The organism is Rathayibacter sp. Leaf296, assembly GCF_001423045.1.
In the GTDB taxonomy this organism is placed as follows: Bacteria; Actinomycetota; Actinomycetes; order Actinomycetales; family Microbacteriaceae; genus Rathayibacter; species Rathayibacter caricis.
Genome location: NZ_LMNR01000001.1, coordinates 778425 through 796910, shown reverse-complemented (window position 1 = coordinate 796910; position 18486 = coordinate 778425). Strand labels below are relative to the sequence as shown.

Sequence of the window (18486 nt, the reverse complement as noted above, 5' to 3'; positions counted from 1 at the left end):
GATCCCGCTCAGGCTCGCCGCGGGCTCTGGAGGCGCGTCGGCTCCCGGTGTAACTTTGCGCAGCACGCAACGTTCGCGGCGGTCCGCCGTGCCCTGAAGGCGCCCGCCTGACGAGGGGACACCCATGGCCGACTCCGCTTCCCGACCGACAGCACCGACGCCCTCCGAGGCGGTCATGTCGCACCGCCAGATCCTCTTCGTGATCTTCGGGCTGATGGCGGGGATGTTCCTCTCCTCGCTCGACCAGACGATCGTGGGCACCTCGATGCGCACGATCGCCGACGACCTCGACGGACTGTCGCAGCAGGCCTGGGTCACCACCGCCTACCTGATCGTCTCGACCATCGCGACCCCGATCTACGGCAAGCTCTCCGACATCTTCGGCCGGCGACCGCTCTACCTGATCGCGATCGTCCTGTTCCTGATCGGCTCCCTCCTCGCCGGATTCGCGACCTCGATGCTCGGCCTCGCGGGCTTCCGCGCGGTGCAGGGCCTGGGCGCCGGCGGCCTCATGTCGCTCGCGCTGACCGTCATGGGCGACATCCTCCCGCCGCGCGAGCGCGCCAAGTACCAGGGCTACTTCCTCGCCGTCTTCGGCGTCTCGAGTGTGGTCGGCCCGCTGATCGGCGGCCTGCTCGCCGGCACGCCCGAGATCCTGTTCATCACCGGCTGGCGCTGGGTGTTCCTGATCAACCTGCCGATCGGCGCCGTGGCGCTCGTCATCGTGCTCCGCTTCCTGCACCTGCCCAAGCCCGCGGGCACCCGCTCGATCCGCATCGACTGGTGGGGCGCGGCCCTCGTCATCGTCGCGGCCGGCCCTCTCCTGCTGATCGCGGAGCAGGGTCGCGAGTGGGGCTGGAGCTCCCCGATCGCGTGGGTCTGCTACATCGTCGGCGTCCTGGGGATCGTCGGCTTCATCGCGGCCGAGCGGATGATGGGCGACGACGCGCTGATCCCGCTGAAGCTGTTCCGCTCGCCGACCTTCTCGATGGCCACCGTGCTGGGCGTCCTCGTCGGCTTCGGCATGTTCGGCGGCATGATGACCATCCCGCTCTACCTGCAGCTGGTGAACGGAGCGACGCCCACGGAGTCGGGCTTCCTGATGCTCCCGATGATCCTCGGCCTCATGATCGCCTCGATCGTCTCGGGCCAGATCATCTCGCGCACCGGCCGCTACCGGGCGTTCCCCATCGTCGGCACCTTCCTGATGTCGGCCGCGTTCTTCTACTTCACCTTCGTCTCGATCGACAAGCCGGTCCTGTTCATGATGGGCGGGATGCTCCTGCTGGGCCTCGGACTCGGCCAGATGATGCAGACGCTCACCCTCGCCTCGCAGAACTCGGTCGACGTGGCGAACATGGGAGTCGCGACGAGCGCCTCGACGTTCTTCCGGCAGATCGGCGGCACCCTGGGCACGGCGGTGATCTTCTCGGTGCTGTTCACCCGCATCCCCGACACCATCGCGGGCGCCTTCCAGAAGCCGGCGATCGCCTCCGATCTGCAGGCCGCGCTCGCCGACCCGGCCGTCCTCGCCGATCCGGCGAACGAGAAGATCCTCGGCCTCCTGCAGTCGCAGGACACCTCGGCGATCGGCTCGGCGCTCGACGGCGACACCTCGTTCCTGAACACCGCCGACCGCGCGCTCTCGGCGCCGTTCCTGACCGGCTTCAACGACGCCACCGTGACCGTCTTCTCGGTCGCCCTCGGCGTCGTCCTGCTCGCCTTCGTGCTGTCGTGGTTCCTCAAGACGCCTCCGCTGCGCGCGAAGTCGGCGATGCAGGAGGCGCACGACCTCGCCGCCGACGACGAGCGCGCCGAGGAGCTCCGCCGGACCGACCCGCAGCTCGCCGCCCGGGCGGGCGCGGATCTCGCCGCCGGCAGCATCGAGCCCGACGTGCGGACCGACTCCGTCCGCACGGCTCCGACCGCGCCCGACGACCGTCGGAGCTGAAGCGCTCCGGCGCCGCCCCGAGATCTCGGCGCGGCGCCGGTACGGCAGCGAGAGAGCGCTCCATCGAAGGCCGTAGGATGGCGGTACCAGCCGAAGGAGTCGCCCATGAGCGTTGCCCGCACCCCCGCCACCGAGACGCCGAGCCTCGCTGAGCAGACCCTCCGGGCCGAGCGCCTCGCCGTGCGCGACTGGCCGGTCGGATTCCTGTGGGGCTCCGCGACGGCCGCCGCCCAGATCGAGGGCGCCGGCCACGAGGGCGGCAAGGAGGACAGCATCTGGGACGCGTTCTCGCGCGTCCCAGGCGCCGTCGCGAAGGGCGACACCCCCGAGGTCGCCGTCGACCACTACCACCGCATGCCCGCCGACGTGCAGCTGATGAAGGAGCTGGGACTGGGCTCGTACCGCTTCTCGGTCAGCTGGTCGCGGGTGAAGCCGGGCGACCGCTCCGTCAACGCCGAGGGACTCGACTTCTACTCGCGCCTGGTCGACGAGCTGCTGGGCGCCGGGATCCTGCCCTGGCTCACGCTCTACCACTGGGACCTCCCTCAGGCCGTGGAGGAGACCGGCGGCTGGACGAACCGCGACACCGCCGAGCGCTTCCGCGACTACGCCGAAGCCGTCTACGAGAGCCTCGGCGACCGCGTCCAGCATTGGACGACCTTCAACGAGCCGTTCTGCTCGACGCTGCTCTCCTACGGCGCCGGAGTGCACGCCCCCGGAGTGATCTCGCAGCAGGCCGCGCTCGCGGCGGTCCACCACACCCACCTCGCGCACGGCCTCGCCGTCTCGACGCTGCGTCAGCTCGGCGCGCAGAACCTCGGCATCACGCTCAACCTCTCCAACGCCGTCCCCGACGACCCCGAGGACGAGGTCGACCTCGACGCCGCCCGCCGCTTCGACGCGCTGCAGAACCGCATCTTCCTCGACCCGCTGCTGCGCGGCGAGTACCCCGAGGACCTGCTCGAGGACGTCGCCGGACTCGGACTCGACGAGCTGATCGTCGACGGCGACCTCGACCTCATCTCGCTGCCGCTCGACTTCCTCGGCGTGAACCACTACCACGACGACAACGTCTCGGGTCACCCGCTCCCCGCCGGCACCGAGGACTTCGCCGTCGCGACCGACCGCGAGACCGCCTCCCCGTTCGTAGGGTCGGAGTTCATCACCTTCCCCAGCCGGGGCCTGCCGCGCACGGCGATGGACTGGGAGGTGCACCCCGACGGACTGCGCTACCTGCTCACCCGTCTGGGCCTGGAGTACGAGAACCTCCCTCCGCTCTACGTCACCGAGAACGGAGCCGCGTACGACGACGTCGTCGAGGACGGCCGCGTGCACGACGTGGACCGCACCCAGTACGTCCTCGACCACGTCGAGAAGGTCGCCGACGCGATCGATCAGGGCGCCGACGTCCGCGGCTACTTCGTCTGGTCGCTGCTCGACAACTACGAGTGGGCGTGGGGCTACGAGAAGCGCTTCGGCATCGTCCGCGTCGACTACGAGTCCCAGGAGCGCACGATCAAGGACTCCGGCCTCGTCTACTCGCGCCTGCTCGGCGGCTCCGCCGCGTCGCTCCTGGACTGACCGGTGGCCGACGGATCGATCGGCCGCGAGGCGGGGCGCTCCCCCACCCTCGAGATGGTCGCGGCGCGCGCCGGAGTGTCGCGCGCGACCGTCTCGCGGGTCGTCAACGGCGCCCCGCAGGTGGCCGCCGACATCGTCGCCGCGGTCGAGAAGGCGATCGGCGAGCTCGACTACGTGCCCAACCGCGCCGCCCGCATGCTGGCGTCGCGGCGCACGCAGTCGATCGCGCTGATCGTCCCGGAGTCGACGGCGCGCGTCTTCGCCGATCCGTTCTTCGCCTCGATCGTGCAGGGCGCGGCGATGCGCCTGGCCGACACCGACTACACCCTGTCGATGCTGATCGCGTCCGAGACCAACGGCGAGAAGACCCGCCGCTACCTCCTCGGCGGCAACGTCGACGGCGCCCTCGTCGTCTCGCACCACTCGGGCGACCACTCCTACGCGGCTCTCGCCAACTCGCTCCCGATCGTCTTCGGCGGCCGCCCGCTGTCGCCGGAGGAGCGCGGCTCGTACTTCGTCGACGTCGACAACGCGGAGGGAGCGGCCGCCGCGACCGCGCACCTCGTCGAGCGCGGACGCCGCCGCCTCGCCACCATCGCCGGCCCCGCAGACATGCCGCCGGGCGTCGACCGGCTCGTCGGCTGGCGCCGCACCCTCGCCGACGCGGGTCTGGACGACTCGCTCGTCGAGTGGGGCGACTTCTCGCCCGACAGCGGCCGCGAGGCGATGCGCCGACTGCTCGAGCGCGACCCCTCGATCGACGGCCTCTTCGCCGCCAACGACCAGATGGCCGTCGGCGCGTACGAGGCGCTGCGGGCGGCCGGCCGGCGTGTCCCCGAGGACGTCGCCGTCGTCGGCTTCGACGACGACATGTTCGCCCGCACCGCGGCACCGGCCCTGAGCACCGTCCGCCAGATGCCCGTCGAGCTGGGCGCCCGCATGGCCGAGCTCCTGGTCGCCCGCATCGAGGGCCTCCCGGTGGAGCACCGCACCCTGATGCCCACCGAGCTGGTCGTCCGCGCCAGCTCCTGACGCCGGCCGCCGCCGGTGCCCCGCTCCCTCTCTCGCTCCCGCCGCCCGCGCTTCTCCAGAAGTTGCGGTGAACGCTCGCGCTTCCCCCAACTATCGCGGAAGCGTTGCATCTCCGGCCCACTCCCCCTCCTTCCACCCAGACCCCTCGCACTTCTCCCCACGCACTTCTCCAGAAGTTGCGGTATCCGCTCGCGCTTCCCGCAACTACTGCGGAAGCCCCGCGTCTCAGGCCCACTCGACGTCGCACCGCCCAGCCCCGCCCTTCTCCAGAAGTTGCGGTGAACGCTCGCGCTTCCCGCAACTACTGCGGAATCGAAGCGACTCCTGCGGCCCCCTCCTTCTCCCGGAGCAGCACTCGACGACCGCGATTCAGGAGTGTCGGTAGCTCCTCACGACCACCTCGACTTCTGCGCAACCACCGCCCCCAGCCTCGTCTCCTCACCCGGACCGACCCCTTACCGCCGTACTCCAGATGGTGCGGTGATTGCTCGCACTTCCTGAAACTCCTGCGGAAGCGACGAGGCCCGCGGGCGTCACCTCCCGGCAGTCGCGACCCGACACTCCTCCTCCGACGTCACGGTGAGACCGTGCGGGCTGCGCCGTGCCGACCGCATCCGGACCTCAGCCGCGCCAGCCGTGCGCGTGGAGCGCCGCGCGGATCTCGGCGATCGTCCGGGCGCTCCCCTGGCGCAGGCCCTCGGCGCGGACGGGGACGATGATCCACCCGGCCAGCTGGAGGGCGAGCAGCCGCTCGCGGTCCCGGGCGAACTGCGCGTCGCTGGTGCGATGCTGCTCCCCGTCGTACTCCACGAGCACCTTCCACCGGGCGAACACCAGATCTCCGACGGCGAGCAGCTTCGAGCCCACGCGGATGGGGGCGTTCAGCTCGGGCTCCGGAAGGCCCGCTTCGAAGATCATCAACCGCAGGCCGGTCTCTGGACGGGACGCCGCCGCGTCCGATGCCAGGGAGAGAGCGCTGCGCAGCGCTCGCGCGCCGGCGCCGTGGAAGTCCGCGAGAGCGGCCTCGAGGTCGGCACGACGCGCGAACGGACGATCGGGGTCGTCACTGCGGTAGCGGGGGACGAACAGGAGGTGATCCGTCGCGACGACGAGCTCCCGATACGCCAGGACCGTGCCGAGCAGGAGCCACGTCGACACGGCATCCGTGACGGGGAGACCTCGCCGAGTCGTCACGGTGAAGCGACCGCCGTTCAGCGCGTGGCCGACGACACCGCGGCACCGCGGGGGCCTTGCAGGCGAGAAGACGGCGACGTGCACCGGGTCGTCCTCGGCAGCGAGTGCGGGCAGCGGGACGTCGTACAGCACCGCCGCCGTCAGGTGCGAGAAGAACCGGCCGTCCCGCAGGCGAGGGACGTACGCCTGAGCACGCTGCAGATGGGTGCGGGGCGCGACCACGGTGCGGACGCCGTGGAACGGACGCGAGAGTGCACGGTGCCGGATGCGATCCTCCGTCCACCCCCTCTCGATCGCGGACGCGCGGGAGAAGGCTCCGAGAGGGTTGTCGCTCTGATGCATGGCGACAGGATCGCCCCGGTCGACTCCCGCGGACGACTCTCCACAGGTGGACACGGGATCCGACGCCTGTGGAGGACCCTCCCGCACTGCGCTTCTCCAAAAGTTGCGGTAAGCGCGCGCGATCACCGCAACTTCTGGAGAAGCGAGTAGAGCCTCCGGCGGGCCTCAGAGGAAGAGCGGCGCCGGATCCAGCGACGCGAAGCGCCGGCGCATCACGGCCACCGCGTCGGCGTGCGAGTCGATGAGCACGAAGCGGCGCCCGAGCGCGTGCGCCACCGCGCCCGTCGTCCCCGAGCCCGCGAAGAAGTCGAGCACCGCGTCGCCCTCGCGGCTCGACGCCTGCACGATGCGCCGCAGCACTCCCTCCGGCTTCTGCGTCGGGTACCCCGTCTTCTCGCGGCCCGTCGGCGACACGATCGTGTGCCACCACACGTCCGTCGGCCGCTTGCCGCGCTCGGCCTTCTCGGGCGTCACGAGGCCGGGGGCCATGTACGGCTCGCGGTCCACCGCGACGGAGTCGAAGTGGTAGCCGCGCGGATCCTTCACGTACACGAGGATCGTGTCGTGCTTCGTCGGCCAGCGGCGGGTGGCCTTCGCCCCGTAGTCGTAGGCCCAGATGATCTCGTTCAGGAAGCACTCGCGGCCGAAGAGCGCGTCGAGCAGCACCTTCGCATAGTGCGCCTCGCGGTAGTCGAGGTGGAGGTAGAGGGTGCCGTCGTCGGCCAGGAGCCGCCAGGCCTCGGCCAGTCGCGGCTCCAGGAACGACCAGTAGTCGTCGAACCGGTCGTCGTACTGCAGCAGGTCGCCGCGGATCCGCTCGTAGCTGCGGCCCTTGAACCCGGCGATCGTGCCGGTCGCCGAGCGCACCGACGTGGTCGAGGTGCGCACCTGCGCCCGCCCCGTGTTGAACGGAGGATCGAGGTAGACGACCGTGAACGACCCGTCGGCCAGCTGCGGCAGAACGTCGAGGTTGTCGGCGTGGATCACCGCGCTCCGCAGCTCGGGGACGCCGTCCGCGATCGGGAAGGGCATCCTGTGATTCTGCCAGTGCGGGGCGCCTCCGCCGACACGCCCAGGGCTCCGATCCGGGGGCTGACGGGCTCCCGACGGCCTCCGGCGTAGAGTGACGCGATGATCTCAGAAGTGCGTCACGACGCGACCGAGTCCCGGTACACGCTGTGGGTCGACGGCGAGAACGTCGGGCTCGCCGATTACGCGCTGCGCGGGTCCGACGTGGTGTTCCTCCACACCGAGATCGCCCCCGAGCACCGGCACGAGGGGCTCGGCGACCGCCTGGTCGAGGCGGCCCTGGACGACGCGCACGAGCGCTTCGGCTCGCACATCGTGCCGGTCTGCCCGTTCGTCGCGGAGTTCATCGCCGAGCACCCCGACTACCAGGAGCTGCTCGCGAGCTGAGCCCGCCGCGCGGCGCCCCGGCGGCCTCAGCGCCCCGCCGCGCTCACGGCACCCGGCGCAGCCACTCCTGCGTCGAGTACTTCGTCCGCACCAGCTCCTCGGCCTCCGCGTACTCCGCGTCGGTGAGGTCGCCCGGCGTCCCGCCGTGCAGGCGCACGAAGGTGTCCTTCATCCGCTCGATGATCTCGGCGCGGCTGAGCCCGGTCTGGCTGCGCAGCGGGTCGACGCGCTTCACGGCGGAGGCGATTCCCTTGTCGGACAGCTTCTCGCGGCCGATCCGCAGCACCTGCACCATCTTCTCGGCGTCGATGTCATAGCTCATGGTCACGTGGTGCAGCACCGCTCCGGAGCCCAGCCGCTTCTGCGCGGCTCCGCCGATCTTGCCCGAGGGCGAGCTGATGTCGTTGAGCGGCTGGTAGACCGCGTCGATGCCGAGCGACTGCAGCGCGCTGATCGTCCACTCGTCGAGGAACGCGTAGGAGTCGGCGAAGGTCAGGCCCTGCACCAGGTCGCCGGGCACGTAGATCGAGTAGGTGACGACGCTGCCCGCCTCCATGAACATCGCGCCGCCGCCCGAGATGCGCCGGACCACCTCGACGCCGTGCTTCTCGGCGTTCTCGAGGTCGACCTCGTTGCGCAGCGACTGGAAGCTGCCGATGACGACGGCGGGCTGGTCCCACTCCCAGATGCGCAGCGTCGGCTCGCGGCGGCCCTCGCCGACGGCGGCCGTCAGGACCTCGTCGAGCGCGAGGTGCATCGCAGGCGGGACGGCCTTCGCGTGCACGATCCGCCAGTCGTAGTCGCGCCAGCTCGTCGCCTTCTGCAGCGAGCGGCGGATCGCGACGGCGACCGCCTCGGGCGTGAAGCCCAGCAGCACGGCATCGCTCGGCAGCGCCGCCCGGATCGCCGCGGCGATCGTCTTGGCGTCGCTCTCCTCCGGCAGCCCCACGACCGCGCGGTCGATGTCGTCGAGCGCCGTGTCGGGCTCGAGGAAGAAGTCGCCCGCGAGGCGGAAGTCGGCGAACCTGCCGTCGACCACCTCCAGGTCGACGACCACGAGTTTTCCGCCGGGGACCTTGTACTCGCCATGCATGGGGCCAGCCTAGGCGGGAGCGGGCCGCGCGGGCCGGGAGTCGAATCTCTCGTCCAGCCAGGCGACCAGATCGGCCGTGACCTCGACGCGGTTCAGCTCCTGGAACAGCTCGTGCCGCGCCTCCGGGTACACCCGCACCGAGACGTCCGTGAAGCCCGACCGGCGACGATAGGCCCGGGCCAGCGCCCGCACCGACCGCTCGCCGCCGAGCGTGTCCTCGGCGCCGATGACGATGAGCAGCGGCAGCGGAGGAGCGATGCGGCGCGCGGGGCGGCCGACCAGTCGCAGGGTCTCCACGATCCCGATCCGCTTCGCGAGCGGATCCGTGAAGGTCAGCTGGTCGTCGTGGAACAGCTGCCACACCGCCGGGTCGCGCGACAGCCACTCGAGCCCGAGCCCGCCGGGCTGCCGGTGCCGCTTGGTGAGGTCGCCGCCGTTCATGAAGAACGGCAGCCGGTAGGCGGTGCCGCTGAGCACCAGGGCGGCGTAGTCGGAGGAGTGGTGGTCGACGATCCGCTGCGCCATCAGCGAGCCCCAGGAGTGGCCCAGCAGCACGATCGGGAGGCCCGCGTTCTCGGCGGCGAGCTCGCGCGTGAGCCGGTTGACCGCCTCCTCCGTCGCGCGGAGCCCGCCGGGGCCCAGGCGGCCGAGCTGCGACGCGTCGCCGCCGTGCTGCTGGAGACCGGTGCGCCCGTGCCCGCGGTGGTCGTCGGCCGCGACCGCGTAGCCCGCGGCGACGAGCGCCTCGGCGAGCTCGACGTAGCGGCCCGAGTGCTCGCCCACGCCGTGCGCGATCTGCACCAGGGCGCGCGGGGCGGGGTGCGACCACCAGCGGTAGTGGATGGTCACCCCGTAGGCGTCGTCGAAGGTCCTGTCGACCGCGGTGTCCGGCATGGCACCAGTGTGGCCCACCGGCCGCTGGACGCGACGGCGGGCCCGGGAACTGAGAGGATGCTCATGATCGGGTCGCACCAGCAGGCCCGGCGTCGACGGATCGCTAGCGTTCTCACCTGCCCGACCCCGTCGCCGGCCCTCGGACCCCCCGACGACCGTCCCCCACCCCTTCACGAGCGAGGCCTCCCCCACTGATGACCGTATCGCCCCTGATCTGGACCCTGACGATCGTCTTCATCGTCCTGCTCCTGCTCTTCGACTTCTTCTTCCACGTGCGCAAGGCGCACGAGCCCACGCTGAAGGAGTCGGCGGTGTGGTCGGCCCTGTACGTCGGCATCGCGGTGCTCTTCGGCCTCGGCGTGCTCGTCTTCGGCGGGCCGACTCCCGGGTCCGAGTACTTCGCGGGCTACATCACCGAGAAGGCGCTCTCGGTCGACAACCTGTTCGTCTTCCTGATCATCATGGCGAGCTTCAAGGTGCCCCGGGCCGACCAGCAGAAGGTGCTGCTCTTCGGCATCGTCTTCGCCCTGATCGCCCGCACCGGCTTCATCTTCCTCGGCGCCGCGCTGATCAACTCGTTCGCGTGGGTCTTCTACGCGTTCGGCCTCATCCTGCTGCTCACCGCGTTCAACCTGGTGAAGCCGGGCGACGAGCACTCGGGCGACAACATCATGGTCCGCCTGGCCAAGCGCGTCTTCAAGACGAGCGACACCTACGACGGCGACAAGTTCTACACGACGGTCGACGGCAAGCGCGTCCTCACGCCGATGCTCCTGGTCATGGCCGCGATCGGCGGCACGGACATCCTGTTCGCCCTCGACAGCGTCCCCGCCATCTTCGGCCTGACCAACGACGTCTTCCTGGTCTTCACCGCCACGGCGTTCTCGCTGCTGGGCCTGCGCCAGCTGTACTTCCTGATCGACGGTCTGCTCGACCGCCTGGTGTACCTCAGCTACGGCCTCGCCGCGATCCTCGCCTTCATCGGCGTGAAGCTCATCCTGCACGCGCTCCACGAGAACACGCTGCCGTTCATCAACAACGGCGAGCACGTGGAGGTCTTCGAGATCGGCACCGGCCTCTCGCTGAGCGTGATCATCGGAGTGCTGACCGTCACGGTCATCGCCTCGCTGGTCAGCCCGAAGGGCCGCCGCATGGCCAAGGAGGCCGCCGAGCGCCGCCGCGTGGAGGCCGAGGCCGACGCAGGGCACTGATCCGACCCTTGGACCGACGAAGCCCCTGGAACTCCGGTTCCGGGGGCTTCGTCGTCTCCGAGAACGAGGTCGCTTCCGCAGCCGGGGCGAAGGGCCGAGGCGAACCGACGATCCGCGTGTCAGCGGATCGGCGTAGCCGGACGCAGGACGCTCTGCGGAATCCGCCGTCTCAGGGGGCCGACCGCGGTGCGCCGCTCTGCGGCGCACTCAACGAGCGCGGTACCGGTGCTCCGGGCGCCCGGTGCTGCCGTAGCTCAGGGTCATCTCGACCAGGCCGCGGCCGGCCAGGCCCGAGAGGTAGCGCTGGGCCGTCGCCCTCGAGATCCCGGCGCGCTCGGCGACCTCGAGGGCCGAGAGCTCCACTCCGGACTCGGTGAGACGCGCGAGCACGAGCTGCTCGGTCGCCGAGCGCGAGGGCCCGGCCGCCGCCGCATCGCCCGAGTGCAGGATCCGCAGCGCCCGCTCCACCGCCTCCTGGTCGGCCGCGCGGTCCTCGCGCAGCACGTTGCGGAACCGCACGTACGCGTCGAGCCGCTCGCCCAGCAACCGTGCGTCGAACGGCTTGATCAGGTAGCCGAGCGCGCCGGCGTGCAGCGCCCGCCGCACGGTCGCCCCGTCCGAGGCGGCGCTCACGACGAACGCGTCGGTGTCGAGCTCGCGCAGCAGCGCGATGCCGCTCTGGTCCGGCAGGTGCACGTCGAGCAGCAGCAGGTCGGGGGCGGAGTCGAGCACCGCCGCCCGCGCCGCCCGCGCGGTGTGCACCGGCGGCAGCGCCCGCAGCCCCTGGCGCCCGTCGACCAGGTCGGCGTGCAGCTGCGCCACGCGGAAGTCGTCGTCCACGACGAGCACCGTGCGCTCCTGCGGGTCTGTCATCGCTCCTCCTGAGTCTCGGGCGGACGCACCGCGCCCGGCAGTCGCGCGCAGAGCACCGCTCCCGCCGAGCCGCCGCCCGCGTCGGCCAGCCACACCGCTCCTCCGCGCCGCGCCGCCACCTCGCGGCAGAGCGGCAGCCCGAAGCCGCGGCCGTGCACGCGGTCGTCGTCCCCGTCGTCCTCGGCGGGTCCGCGCTCGAACAGGGTGTCCGGATCCGCGACCCCGTCGCCGGAGTCGGCGACCGTCACGAACAGCGCGTCCCCGTCGTCCAGCAGCTCGACCTCGACGAAGCGCACCTCGCGGCCGCCGAGCGCGGCCGCCCGCACCGCGTTGTCGACCAGGTTGCCCACCACCGTCGCGACGTCCTCCGGCTCGACGACGACTCCGCGCACGAGCGTCTCCTCGCCCAGCGTCAGCAGCACCCCGCGCTCGGCGGCCTCGATCCCCTTCGCGCCCACGAGCGCCTGGAGGTAAGGCTCCTGCAGCCGGTCGGCGTGCTGCACGGGGTACTTCAGCGGCCCGCGGGTCAGCACCTCGTCGAGGTAGTCGCGCGCCGACTCCGTGCGGCCGGCGTCGAGCAGTCCCGCCACGACGTGCAGGCGGTTGGCGAACTCGTGCCGCTGCACGCGCAGCGCGTTGGTCATCGAGCCGACCGCGTCCAGGCGGCGGCTGAGCGCGGCCACGTCGGTCCGGTCGCGCAGCACGACGACGACGCCGAGGTCGCGGTCGCCGCGGGTCACCCGGCGGATGTCGACGTAGACGATGCGCGAGTGCACGACGAACCCCTCCGCTCCCGCCGACCGGGCCCGCTCGGGCGAGCGCAGCGCGGCGGTGATCGCGTCGGCCAGCGGAGTCGGGAGATCGAGGCCGTCGAGGGTCCGGCCCTGCAGGGCGCGGCCCGAGGGGTCGTCCGATCCGAGGATCGCGGCGGCGCGCGCGTTGCAGACGCCGACCCGTCCGTCGCGGTCGAAGGCGAGCACGCCCTCGTCGACCCCGTCGAGCACGGCCGCCTGGTCCTGCACGAGCGCGGTCAGCTCCTCCGGAGCCAGGCCCAGCGTCAGCCGCAGCAGCCGGCGCCGGATGAACACGGAGGCGACCGCGGCCAGCACCAGCGCCGCGACCGCCGCGGCGAGGACGCCCAGCAGCGCGGTCGGCAGGTCGTCGAAGACGCTCGAGCGCGCGAAGCCGATGCTCACCTCGCCGACGACTCCGCCGCCCGCGGGCGCGAAGACGGGCACCTTCGCCCGCGCCGACTCCCCCAGCGTGCCGGTGCCCCACGAGACGCTCTCGCGTCCGGCGAGCGCCTCGGTCGCGCTGGTCGAGACGACCTCGCCGAGCCGGTCGGGGTCGGGGTGGGCGAGCCGGATGCCCTGGTCGTCGGTGATCACGACGAAGAGCGCGCCGGTGCGCTCCTCCACTCCGGCCGCGAGGTCCTCGAGGGGGCCGGCCCGCAGGCCGACCGCGTCGGGCGTGCCGGGGTCGGCGGAGTAGTCGCCGACGGCCGCGCGCACGTCCGGATCCTCGGCGACGGTGCGGGCGATGGCGAGCGCGGTCTCCTCCGCCTCGCCGCGCAGCTGCTGCACGCTGATCGCGGTGACGAGGCCGGCGCAGACGAGGACGGCGGCCGAGACGGTCGCGAGCTGCAGCACGAGCACGTGGGTCGCGAAGCGCATGCGGCCTCCTCCCTGCGCAGAATGCGCAGAACCCACACTATGCGCAGATGGCGCGCTTATGAGCGATACCCGGGCGCCCGGGCCCGGCCTCCCTAGGGTTCTCAGGACCCGGACAGCGCCGCTCGCGACGGGCAGCAGGACGCACGACGACGAAGGAGTCAGCAGTGTTGGTAGTACTCGGATTCACGATGATCCTGGCCTTCATGGCCCTGATCATGACCAAGAAGCTCACGCCCATGGTCGCGCTGATCGTCGTCCCCACGATCTTCGGCCTCTTCGCCGGCGCGGGCCTGGGCATCGGCGACATGGTCATCGAGGCCATCGGCAGCCTCGCCCCCACGGCGGCCCTGCTGATGTTCGCGATCATGTACTTCGGCATCATGATCGACGTCGGGCTCTTCGACCCGCTGATCCGCTTCATCGTCCGCGCACTGGGCGACGACCCGGCGAAGGTCGTCCTCGGCACCGCGCTGCTGGCCGGAGCCGTCTCGCTCGACGGCGACGGGTCGACCACCTTCATCGTGACCACCGCCGCGATGCTGCCGATCTACCTCCGCCTCGGGATGAACCCGGTCGTCCTGACCTGCGTCGCCGGCCTCGCGAACGGCACGCTCAACATCGTCCCGTGGGGCGGTCCGACCGTCCGCGCCGCCGCCGCCCTGCAGGTCTCGCCGAGCGAGATCTTCGTGCCGATGCTCCCCTCCCTCGCGGTGGGCCTCGCCGTCACGCTCGTCTTCGCCTGGTTCCTCGGACTCGGCGAGCGCCGCCGCCTCGGCTCGCTCGCCCTCGCCGAGCCGATGGTCGAGCGCGAGCTCGTCGGCGCCGGCCGCGCCCCGCGCACCGGAGGCCTCGCCGCACTGACCGGAGGCATCCGCACCGTCGCCCGCGAGAAGTTCTCGTTCCTCCGCGGCCCGGAGTCGCTGCGCGGCGCCCAGGTCGCCGTCGCCGCCCGCGTCCAGGCCGACGACGCCGACACCGCCATGGCCGACACCATGCTCGACCCCGAGCGCGAGACCCTGCGGCCGAAGCTGATCTGGGTGAACCTCGCGCTCACCCTGGTCGTCATGTCGCTGCTGGTCGCCGACATCCTGCCGCTGCCCTACGTCTTCATGGTCGGCTCCGCGGTCGCGCTGCTGATCAACTTCCCCCAGATGAAGGACCAGGCGTCCGAGATCGTGAAGCACGCTCCGAGCATCGTCGGGGTCGTCTCGATGGTCCTCGCCGCGGGCGTGCTCATCGGAGTCCTGAACGGCACCGGAATGGTCGACGCGATGGCCGAGTGGGTCGTCGATGTGATCCCGCCCGCGCTCGGCCCGTTCCTCGCCGTCATCACGGGCGTGCTGAGCATCCCGATGACCTTCTTCATGTCGAACGACGCCTTCTACTACGGCATCCTCCCGGTGCTCGCCGAGAGCGCCGCGAACTACGGCATCGACCCGGTCGAGATGGCCCGCGCCTCCATCACCGGTCAGCCGGTCCACCTGCAGAGCCCGCTGGTCCCCGCGATCCTGCTGCTCGTCTCGCTCGCCGCGGTCAACCTCGGCGACCACCACCGCAAGGTGCTGTGGCGCGCCGTGATCGTCTCGCTGGTGATGCTGGCGGTCGGCGTCCTGGTCGGAGCGATCCCCTTCGGCTGATCCGCCGCAGAACCTCGGCTGAGAGGGCCCGTCGTGCATCGTCCTGCGCGACGGGCCCTCTCGTTCGAGTCCCCCGTGTCATCCGTCAGGCGTGACCCGTGCGAGCCACTCCGCCAGCAGGCGCTCGAGCACCGCGCGGTCCTCGGTCGGCATCCCCTCGATCAGGCGGTGCTCGTTCGCCACGTGATCAGAGAAGGCGGAGTCGATGACCGCCCGCCCCGCGTCCGTCAGGGCGATCAGCCGGCCCCGCCCGTCGTCGGTGCTCGCCCGGCGGCTCACCAGCCCCGCGCCCTCCAGCCGGTCGACCCGCTTCGTCAGCCCGCCCGTCGTCACCATCGTCGAAGCCGCCAGCTCGCCCGCCGGGCATTCGAACGGCGGCCCGCTGCGGCGGAGGGTCGCGAGGACGTCGAAGTCGCCCTCGCCCAGTCCGTGTCCGCGATAGACGGGCAGGAGCTCCTCGGTCAGGGCGTCCGCGAGGCGGTGCAGCCGTCCGATGAGCCCCAGGGGCGACACGTCGAGGTCGGGCCGCTCGAGCCGCCACGCGTCCTGGATCCGGCTGACCCGGTCGTCGATCCCACTCATGCGACTCAGGATAGCTTCCCCGTCAGATATATTGTCTTCCATGGAAGTCAAATGGCTGGCGGTCACTGCGATCGCGCCGATCGCCTGGGGATCGACGTACTTCGCGACCCGGGAGTACCTGCCGGACGCGCCGCTCTGGGGAGCCGTGCTGCGCGCCCTGCCGGCCGGACTCGTCCTGCTCGCGGTCAGGCCGAGGCGGCCGCGCGGGAACTGGTGGTGGCGGTCGCTCGCGCTCGGGAGCCTGACCACGAGTGCCTTCTTCGCCCTCGTCTACGTCGCCGCCCAGCGGTTGCCCACCTCGGTCGCGTCGACCGTCATGGCACTCTCGCCCCTGGTGCTCCTGCTCCTCTCCTGGCTCATCCTCCGCGCACGGCCGACGGTCGCTGCAGTGGGCGGCTCCGCCCTCGCGCTCATCGGGGTCGTCCTCCTCGTCGGCCGGACGAGCGAGCCCGTCGATCCGCTCGGCGTCCTCGCCTCCGCGGCAGCGCTGTGCCTCTCCTCGGTCGGCTTCCTCCTCGCCAAGCGCTGGAGCGCGGACGTCGACCTGCTCGCCTCCACCTCCTGGCAGCTGCTCGCCGGCGCCCTCCTCCTGCTGCCGGTCGCCGTCCTCGTCGAGGGCGGCCCGCCCCCGATCGACGCGCCGACCGCAGTCGCCTACGCCTACGTCGCCGTCATCGCGACCGCCCTCGCCTTCACGGCCTGGTTCGCCGGTCTCCGCCACCTCGACGCCGGCACCGTCGGGCTGATCGGGCTGCTCAACCCCGTCACCGGAGTCGCGCTGGGCACGGCGCTCGCGTCCGAGCAGCTCGAGGGGCGCCAGTGGCTCGGACTGGCGCTGATCCTCACAGGAGTGCTGGCGGGCCTGCCACGTCGCCGACCTCAGGCCGCGACGTCCGCCCGCTCCGCCTCGCGGACGCCCGCGTAGACCTCTCGGTCGATCTCGTCGTCGGCGTTCGCGACGAGCATCGCGACGAAGGTGTCGCCGTTGACGTTCAGGAACGTGCGGAAGATCCCGGTGAACCAGTCGACCGCGATGAGCAGGCCCACCGCCTGGATCGGCAGGCCGAGGGTCGTCGCGAGGAAGAGCGCGACGACGGGGAACCCTCCGGGGACCGTGATGGTGCCCATGTTGAGCAGGATCGCGAGCCCCATGCCGAGGAGGATCTGCCCGGGCGAGAGGGCGACGTCGCCGGCCTGCGCGAGGAACAGCACGACGATCGTGTAGTTCAGCACCGCGCCGTACGAGCCCATGGTCAGCCCGATCGAGAGCGTGAAGTCGGCCACCCGGCGGCTCACACCGACCTTCTCGACGGTGTTGCGGAGCACGGTCGGGAACGTGACGGCCGAGCTCGTGGTCGTGATCGCGATCACGGTCTGCTCGGCCAGCTTGCGGGGCAGGCGGCGGGGGTCCAAGCGGGTGCGCACGGTCACGACGACCACGAACACCACGGTGAGGATCAGCACGCCCAGCAGCGTCGTGCCGAGGTACGCCAGCGCGGTCGAGACCACCGCGAGCCCGACCTCGCCGGTGAGCGCGGCCAGCAGCGCGAACACTCCGATCGGCGCGATGCGCATCACGAGGCGGATGAGGACGAGGAGGATCTGCTGCAGCTGCTCCAGCCCCTTGAGCACGAGCGTGTTGCCGGTGGAGCTCGCGTAGCTGTTCAGCGCGATGCCGAACAGGAGCGAGAAGACGATGATCGGCACCATCGTCGCCGTCGACATCGACGCGATGATGTTGGTCGAGAAGAACCCGAGCAGGGTGTCCTGCCAGCCCGCGGCCTCGGCCGCCGACTCCTGCAGCGCCGGGTCGAGCTCGCCCGAGAACGTCGCGCCCGCGCCGGGCTGCAGCAGGAGGCTCAGGCCGACCGCGACCGACGCGGCGACGATCGAGAACCCGATCATCCAGCCGAAGGTGCGGGCGGCGAGCCTGCCGGTGCCGACCCCGCCCATCGAGCCGGTCGCCACGATCACCGATGCCATCACGAGCGGCACGATCGCCATCTGGATCAGGCGGATGAAGATCTGGCCGAGGAACTCGAGGTTCCCCGCCCACTCCCCCGCGATCAGGCCGAAGACGATCCCGGCGACGGCGGCGAGGCCGATCCGGGTCGCGGGGTTCTTGAAGACGGTGAGCGTCATGGGGACTCCGAGGACGAGGGCGGACGGCCGGGGCCGAAGTGGTAGGACCAATCAAGCGCACCGGTGTTGCGCCCGCGCTTCGCCCGTGTTTCGAGTGCGTGACGACCACCGGCCGCGTGTGATGATCGGAGCGTCCGCCCCGCGTCCCGGGGCGCAGGAAGGGCACCCCGTGGTCGACACCTCCGCCGCCGAGACGGTCCCCGCCGTCGTCGTCCGGCACCTCGAGGGACTGATCGCCCGGGGCCGGCTGCTCCCCGGTGCTCGGCTCGACTCCGAGCGCGCGATCGCCGCCGAGCTCGGAGTCTCGCGCACCGCCGTCCGCGACGCCCTCGCCCGGATGGAGGCGGCAGGCCTCGTCGAGCGCCGGCAGGGCTCGGGCACCCGCATCAGCTCGATGCCGCCCGCTGAGCGGCTGCTCGCCTCCGGACTCCAGCCCCACCGGACCGAGCTCGAGCACTCGGCCGAGCTGCGGCGCGTGCTCGAGCCCGAGATCGCGCGCCTCGCGGCCCTCCGGGCGGGTCCGGAGGAGCTGCGCGCCCTCGAGGACGTGCTCGCCCGCGCCGCCGGCTGCGACGACCCCGACCGGTCGGTGCGGCTCGACGTCGAGTTCCACGTCGCCGTCGCGCGGCTCACCGGCAATCCGCTCCTGGTCACGATGAGCGACCTGACCACGTCCTGGACCGTCGAGGCGCGTCTCTACTCCCACCTCGAGGACCGCGGACGCACGGCGTCGATCGCGGGCCACCGCAGGATCCTCGACGCCCTCGCAAGCGGCGACGGCGCGGCGGCCGCGGCGGCGATGCGCGAGCACCTCGGCGAGATCGAGACGATCATCGCCGAGGTCGTCGCACCCTGAGGCGCGCTG

16 protein-coding genes are annotated in these 18486 nt (G+C 71.6%); 8 read left to right on the top strand and 8 right to left on the bottom strand.

The genetic code is table 11. The features are described 5' to 3' along the window. Positions 1-124 precede the first annotated feature (124 nt). The 3 genes from ASF46_RS03575 (at position 125) to ASF46_RS03565 (ending at position 4564) form a co-directional block, all read left to right on the top strand. Positions 125-1951, top strand: a complete 1827-nt coding sequence (locus ASF46_RS03575) for an MDR family MFS transporter (protein ID WP_235576842.1) — start codon at positions 125-127, stop codon at positions 1949-1951. Positions 1952-2056: 105 nt separating this feature from the next. After that, positions 2057-3532, top strand: a complete 1476-nt coding sequence (locus tag ASF46_RS03570; protein ID WP_082485216.1) for a GH1 family beta-glucosidase — start codon at positions 2057-2059, stop codon at positions 3530-3532. 54 nt (positions 3533-3586) lie between these two features. Further along, positions 3587-4564: a LacI family DNA-binding transcriptional regulator gene (locus ASF46_RS03565; RefSeq protein ID WP_056867422.1), complete on the top strand. Its 978-nt coding sequence runs from the start codon at positions 3587-3589 to the stop codon at positions 4562-4564. 621 nt (positions 4565-5185) lie between these two features. Here the strand turns inward: ASF46_RS03565 and ASF46_RS03560 are convergent. Together ASF46_RS03560 and ASF46_RS03555 are read right to left on the bottom strand one after the other, a co-directional pair. After that, positions 5186-6100: a DUF559 domain-containing protein gene (locus ASF46_RS03560; protein ID WP_056866451.1), complete on the bottom strand. Its 915-nt coding sequence runs from the start codon at positions 6098-6100 to the stop codon at positions 5186-5188. A gap of 165 nt (positions 6101-6265) precedes the next feature. Next, on the bottom strand, positions 6266-7132 hold the full coding sequence (locus ASF46_RS03555) for a DNA-methyltransferase (RefSeq protein ID WP_056866450.1): 867 nt from the start codon (positions 7130-7132) through the stop codon (positions 6266-6268). A gap of 99 nt (positions 7133-7231) precedes the next feature. Here ASF46_RS03555 and ASF46_RS03550 point away from each other — a divergent pair, with 99 nt between their 5' ends. Continuing rightward, complete coding sequence (locus ASF46_RS03550) at positions 7232-7516, top strand: GNAT family N-acetyltransferase (RefSeq protein WP_056866449.1); 285 nt, start codon at positions 7232-7234, stop codon at positions 7514-7516. Between the two features lie 43 nt (positions 7517-7559). On the opposite strand, the gene ASF46_RS03545 is transcribed toward ASF46_RS03550, so the two are convergent. Beyond that, positions 7560-8609, bottom strand: a complete 1050-nt coding sequence (locus ASF46_RS03545) for a lipoate--protein ligase family protein (RefSeq protein ID WP_056866448.1) — start codon at positions 8607-8609, stop codon at positions 7560-7562. A 9-nt stretch (positions 8610-8618) separates the two neighbouring features. Continuing rightward, the gene (locus ASF46_RS03540; RefSeq protein ID WP_056866447.1) at positions 8619-9503 is read right to left on the bottom strand and encodes an alpha/beta fold hydrolase; all 885 of its coding nucleotides are present in this window, start codon (positions 9501-9503) and stop codon (positions 8619-8621) included. 194 nt (positions 9504-9697) lie between these two features. Here ASF46_RS03540 and ASF46_RS03535 point away from each other — a divergent pair, with 194 nt between their 5' ends. Continuing rightward, complete coding sequence (locus ASF46_RS03535; RefSeq protein ID WP_082485214.1) at positions 9698-10714, top strand: TerC family protein; 1017 nt, start codon at positions 9698-9700, stop codon at positions 10712-10714. 207 nt (positions 10715-10921) lie between these two features. On the opposite strand, the gene ASF46_RS03530 is transcribed toward ASF46_RS03535, so the two are convergent. Together ASF46_RS03530 and ASF46_RS03525 are read right to left on the bottom strand one after the other, a co-directional pair. Next, positions 10922-11587 (bottom strand): response regulator, encoded by a 666-nt coding sequence (locus ASF46_RS03530; protein ID WP_056866446.1) that lies wholly within the window; start codon positions 11585-11587, stop codon positions 10922-10924. Next, positions 11584-13260: a sensor histidine kinase gene (locus ASF46_RS03525; RefSeq protein WP_200919659.1), complete on the bottom strand. Its 1677-nt coding sequence runs from the start codon at positions 13258-13260 to the stop codon at positions 11584-11586. The genes ASF46_RS03530 and ASF46_RS03525 overlap by 4 nt, the downstream gene beginning before the upstream one ends. Before the next feature lie 188 nt (positions 13261-13448). Here ASF46_RS03525 and ASF46_RS03520 point away from each other — a divergent pair, with 188 nt between their 5' ends. After that, complete coding sequence (locus ASF46_RS03520; RefSeq protein WP_082485212.1) at positions 13449-14897, top strand: CitMHS family transporter; 1449 nt, start codon at positions 13449-13451, stop codon at positions 14895-14897. Positions 14898-14975: 78 nt separating this feature from the next. On the opposite strand, the gene ASF46_RS03515 is transcribed toward ASF46_RS03520, so the two are convergent. Next, on the bottom strand, positions 14976-15479 hold the full coding sequence (locus tag ASF46_RS03515; RefSeq protein WP_157602186.1) for a MarR family winged helix-turn-helix transcriptional regulator: 504 nt from the start codon (positions 15477-15479) through the stop codon (positions 14976-14978). Between the two features lie 40 nt (positions 15480-15519). Here ASF46_RS03515 and ASF46_RS03510 point away from each other — a divergent pair, with 40 nt between their 5' ends. Next, positions 15520-16404 (top strand): DMT family transporter, encoded by an 885-nt coding sequence (locus tag ASF46_RS03510; protein ID WP_082485210.1) that lies wholly within the window; start codon positions 15520-15522, stop codon positions 16402-16404. Here the strand turns inward: ASF46_RS03510 and ASF46_RS03505 are convergent. Beyond that, entirely contained in the window at positions 16359-17621 is a 1263-nt protein-coding gene (locus ASF46_RS03505) for a dicarboxylate/amino acid:cation symporter (protein WP_056866443.1), read from the bottom strand. The two genes, ASF46_RS03510 and ASF46_RS03505, sit on opposite strands and share 46 nt — an antisense overlap. A 169-nt stretch (positions 17622-17790) precedes the next feature. Here ASF46_RS03505 and ASF46_RS03500 point away from each other — a divergent pair, with 169 nt between their 5' ends. Beyond that, on the top strand, positions 17791-18477 hold the full coding sequence (locus tag ASF46_RS03500) for a FadR/GntR family transcriptional regulator (RefSeq protein WP_056866442.1): 687 nt from the start codon (positions 17791-17793) through the stop codon (positions 18475-18477). Positions 18478-18486: the final 9 nt, after the last annotated feature.

What these genes read in the sequence shown, in the direction of transcription:
- ASF46_RS03575 (WP_235576842.1), top strand. Translation starts at nt 125, where the DNA reads ATGGCCGACTCCGCTTCCCGACCGACAGCACCGACGCCCTCCGAGGCG.
- ASF46_RS03570 (WP_082485216.1), top strand. Translation starts at nt 2,057, where the DNA reads ATGAGCGTTGCCCGCACCCCCGCCACCGAGACGCCGAGCCTCGCTGAG.
- ASF46_RS03565 (WP_056867422.1), top strand. Translation starts at nt 3,587, where the DNA reads ATGGTCGCGGCGCGCGCCGGAGTGTCGCGCGCGACCGTCTCGCGGGTC.
- ASF46_RS03560 (WP_056866451.1), bottom strand. Translation starts at nt 6,100, where the DNA reads ATGCATCAGAGCGACAACCCTCTCGGAGCCTTCTCCCGCGCGTCCGCG.
- ASF46_RS03555 (WP_056866450.1), bottom strand. Translation starts at nt 7,132, where the DNA reads ATGCCCTTCCCGATCGCGGACGGCGTCCCCGAGCTGCGGAGCGCGGTG.
- ASF46_RS03550 (WP_056866449.1), top strand. Translation starts at nt 7,232, where the DNA reads ATGATCTCAGAAGTGCGTCACGACGCGACCGAGTCCCGGTACACGCTG.
- ASF46_RS03545 (WP_056866448.1), bottom strand. Translation starts at nt 8,609, where the DNA reads ATGCATGGCGAGTACAAGGTCCCCGGCGGAAAACTCGTGGTCGTCGAC.
- ASF46_RS03540 (WP_056866447.1), bottom strand. Translation starts at nt 9,503, where the DNA reads ATGCCGGACACCGCGGTCGACAGGACCTTCGACGACGCCTACGGGGTG.
- ASF46_RS03535 (WP_082485214.1), top strand. Translation starts at nt 9,698, where the DNA reads ATGACCGTATCGCCCCTGATCTGGACCCTGACGATCGTCTTCATCGTC.
- ASF46_RS03530 (WP_056866446.1), bottom strand. Translation starts at nt 11,587, where the DNA reads ATGACAGACCCGCAGGAGCGCACGGTGCTCGTCGTGGACGACGACTTC.
- ASF46_RS03525 (WP_200919659.1), bottom strand. Translation starts at nt 13,260, where the DNA reads ATGCGCTTCGCGACCCACGTGCTCGTGCTGCAGCTCGCGACCGTCTCG.
- ASF46_RS03520 (WP_082485212.1), top strand. Translation starts at nt 13,449, where the DNA reads ATGATCCTGGCCTTCATGGCCCTGATCATGACCAAGAAGCTCACGCCC.
- ASF46_RS03515 (WP_157602186.1), bottom strand. Translation starts at nt 15,479, where the DNA reads ATGAGTGGGATCGACGACCGGGTCAGCCGGATCCAGGACGCGTGGCGG.
- ASF46_RS03510 (WP_082485210.1), top strand. Translation starts at nt 15,520, where the DNA reads ATGGAAGTCAAATGGCTGGCGGTCACTGCGATCGCGCCGATCGCCTGG.
- ASF46_RS03505 (WP_056866443.1), bottom strand. Translation starts at nt 17,621, where the DNA reads ATGACGCTCACCGTCTTCAAGAACCCCGCGACCCGGATCGGCCTCGCC.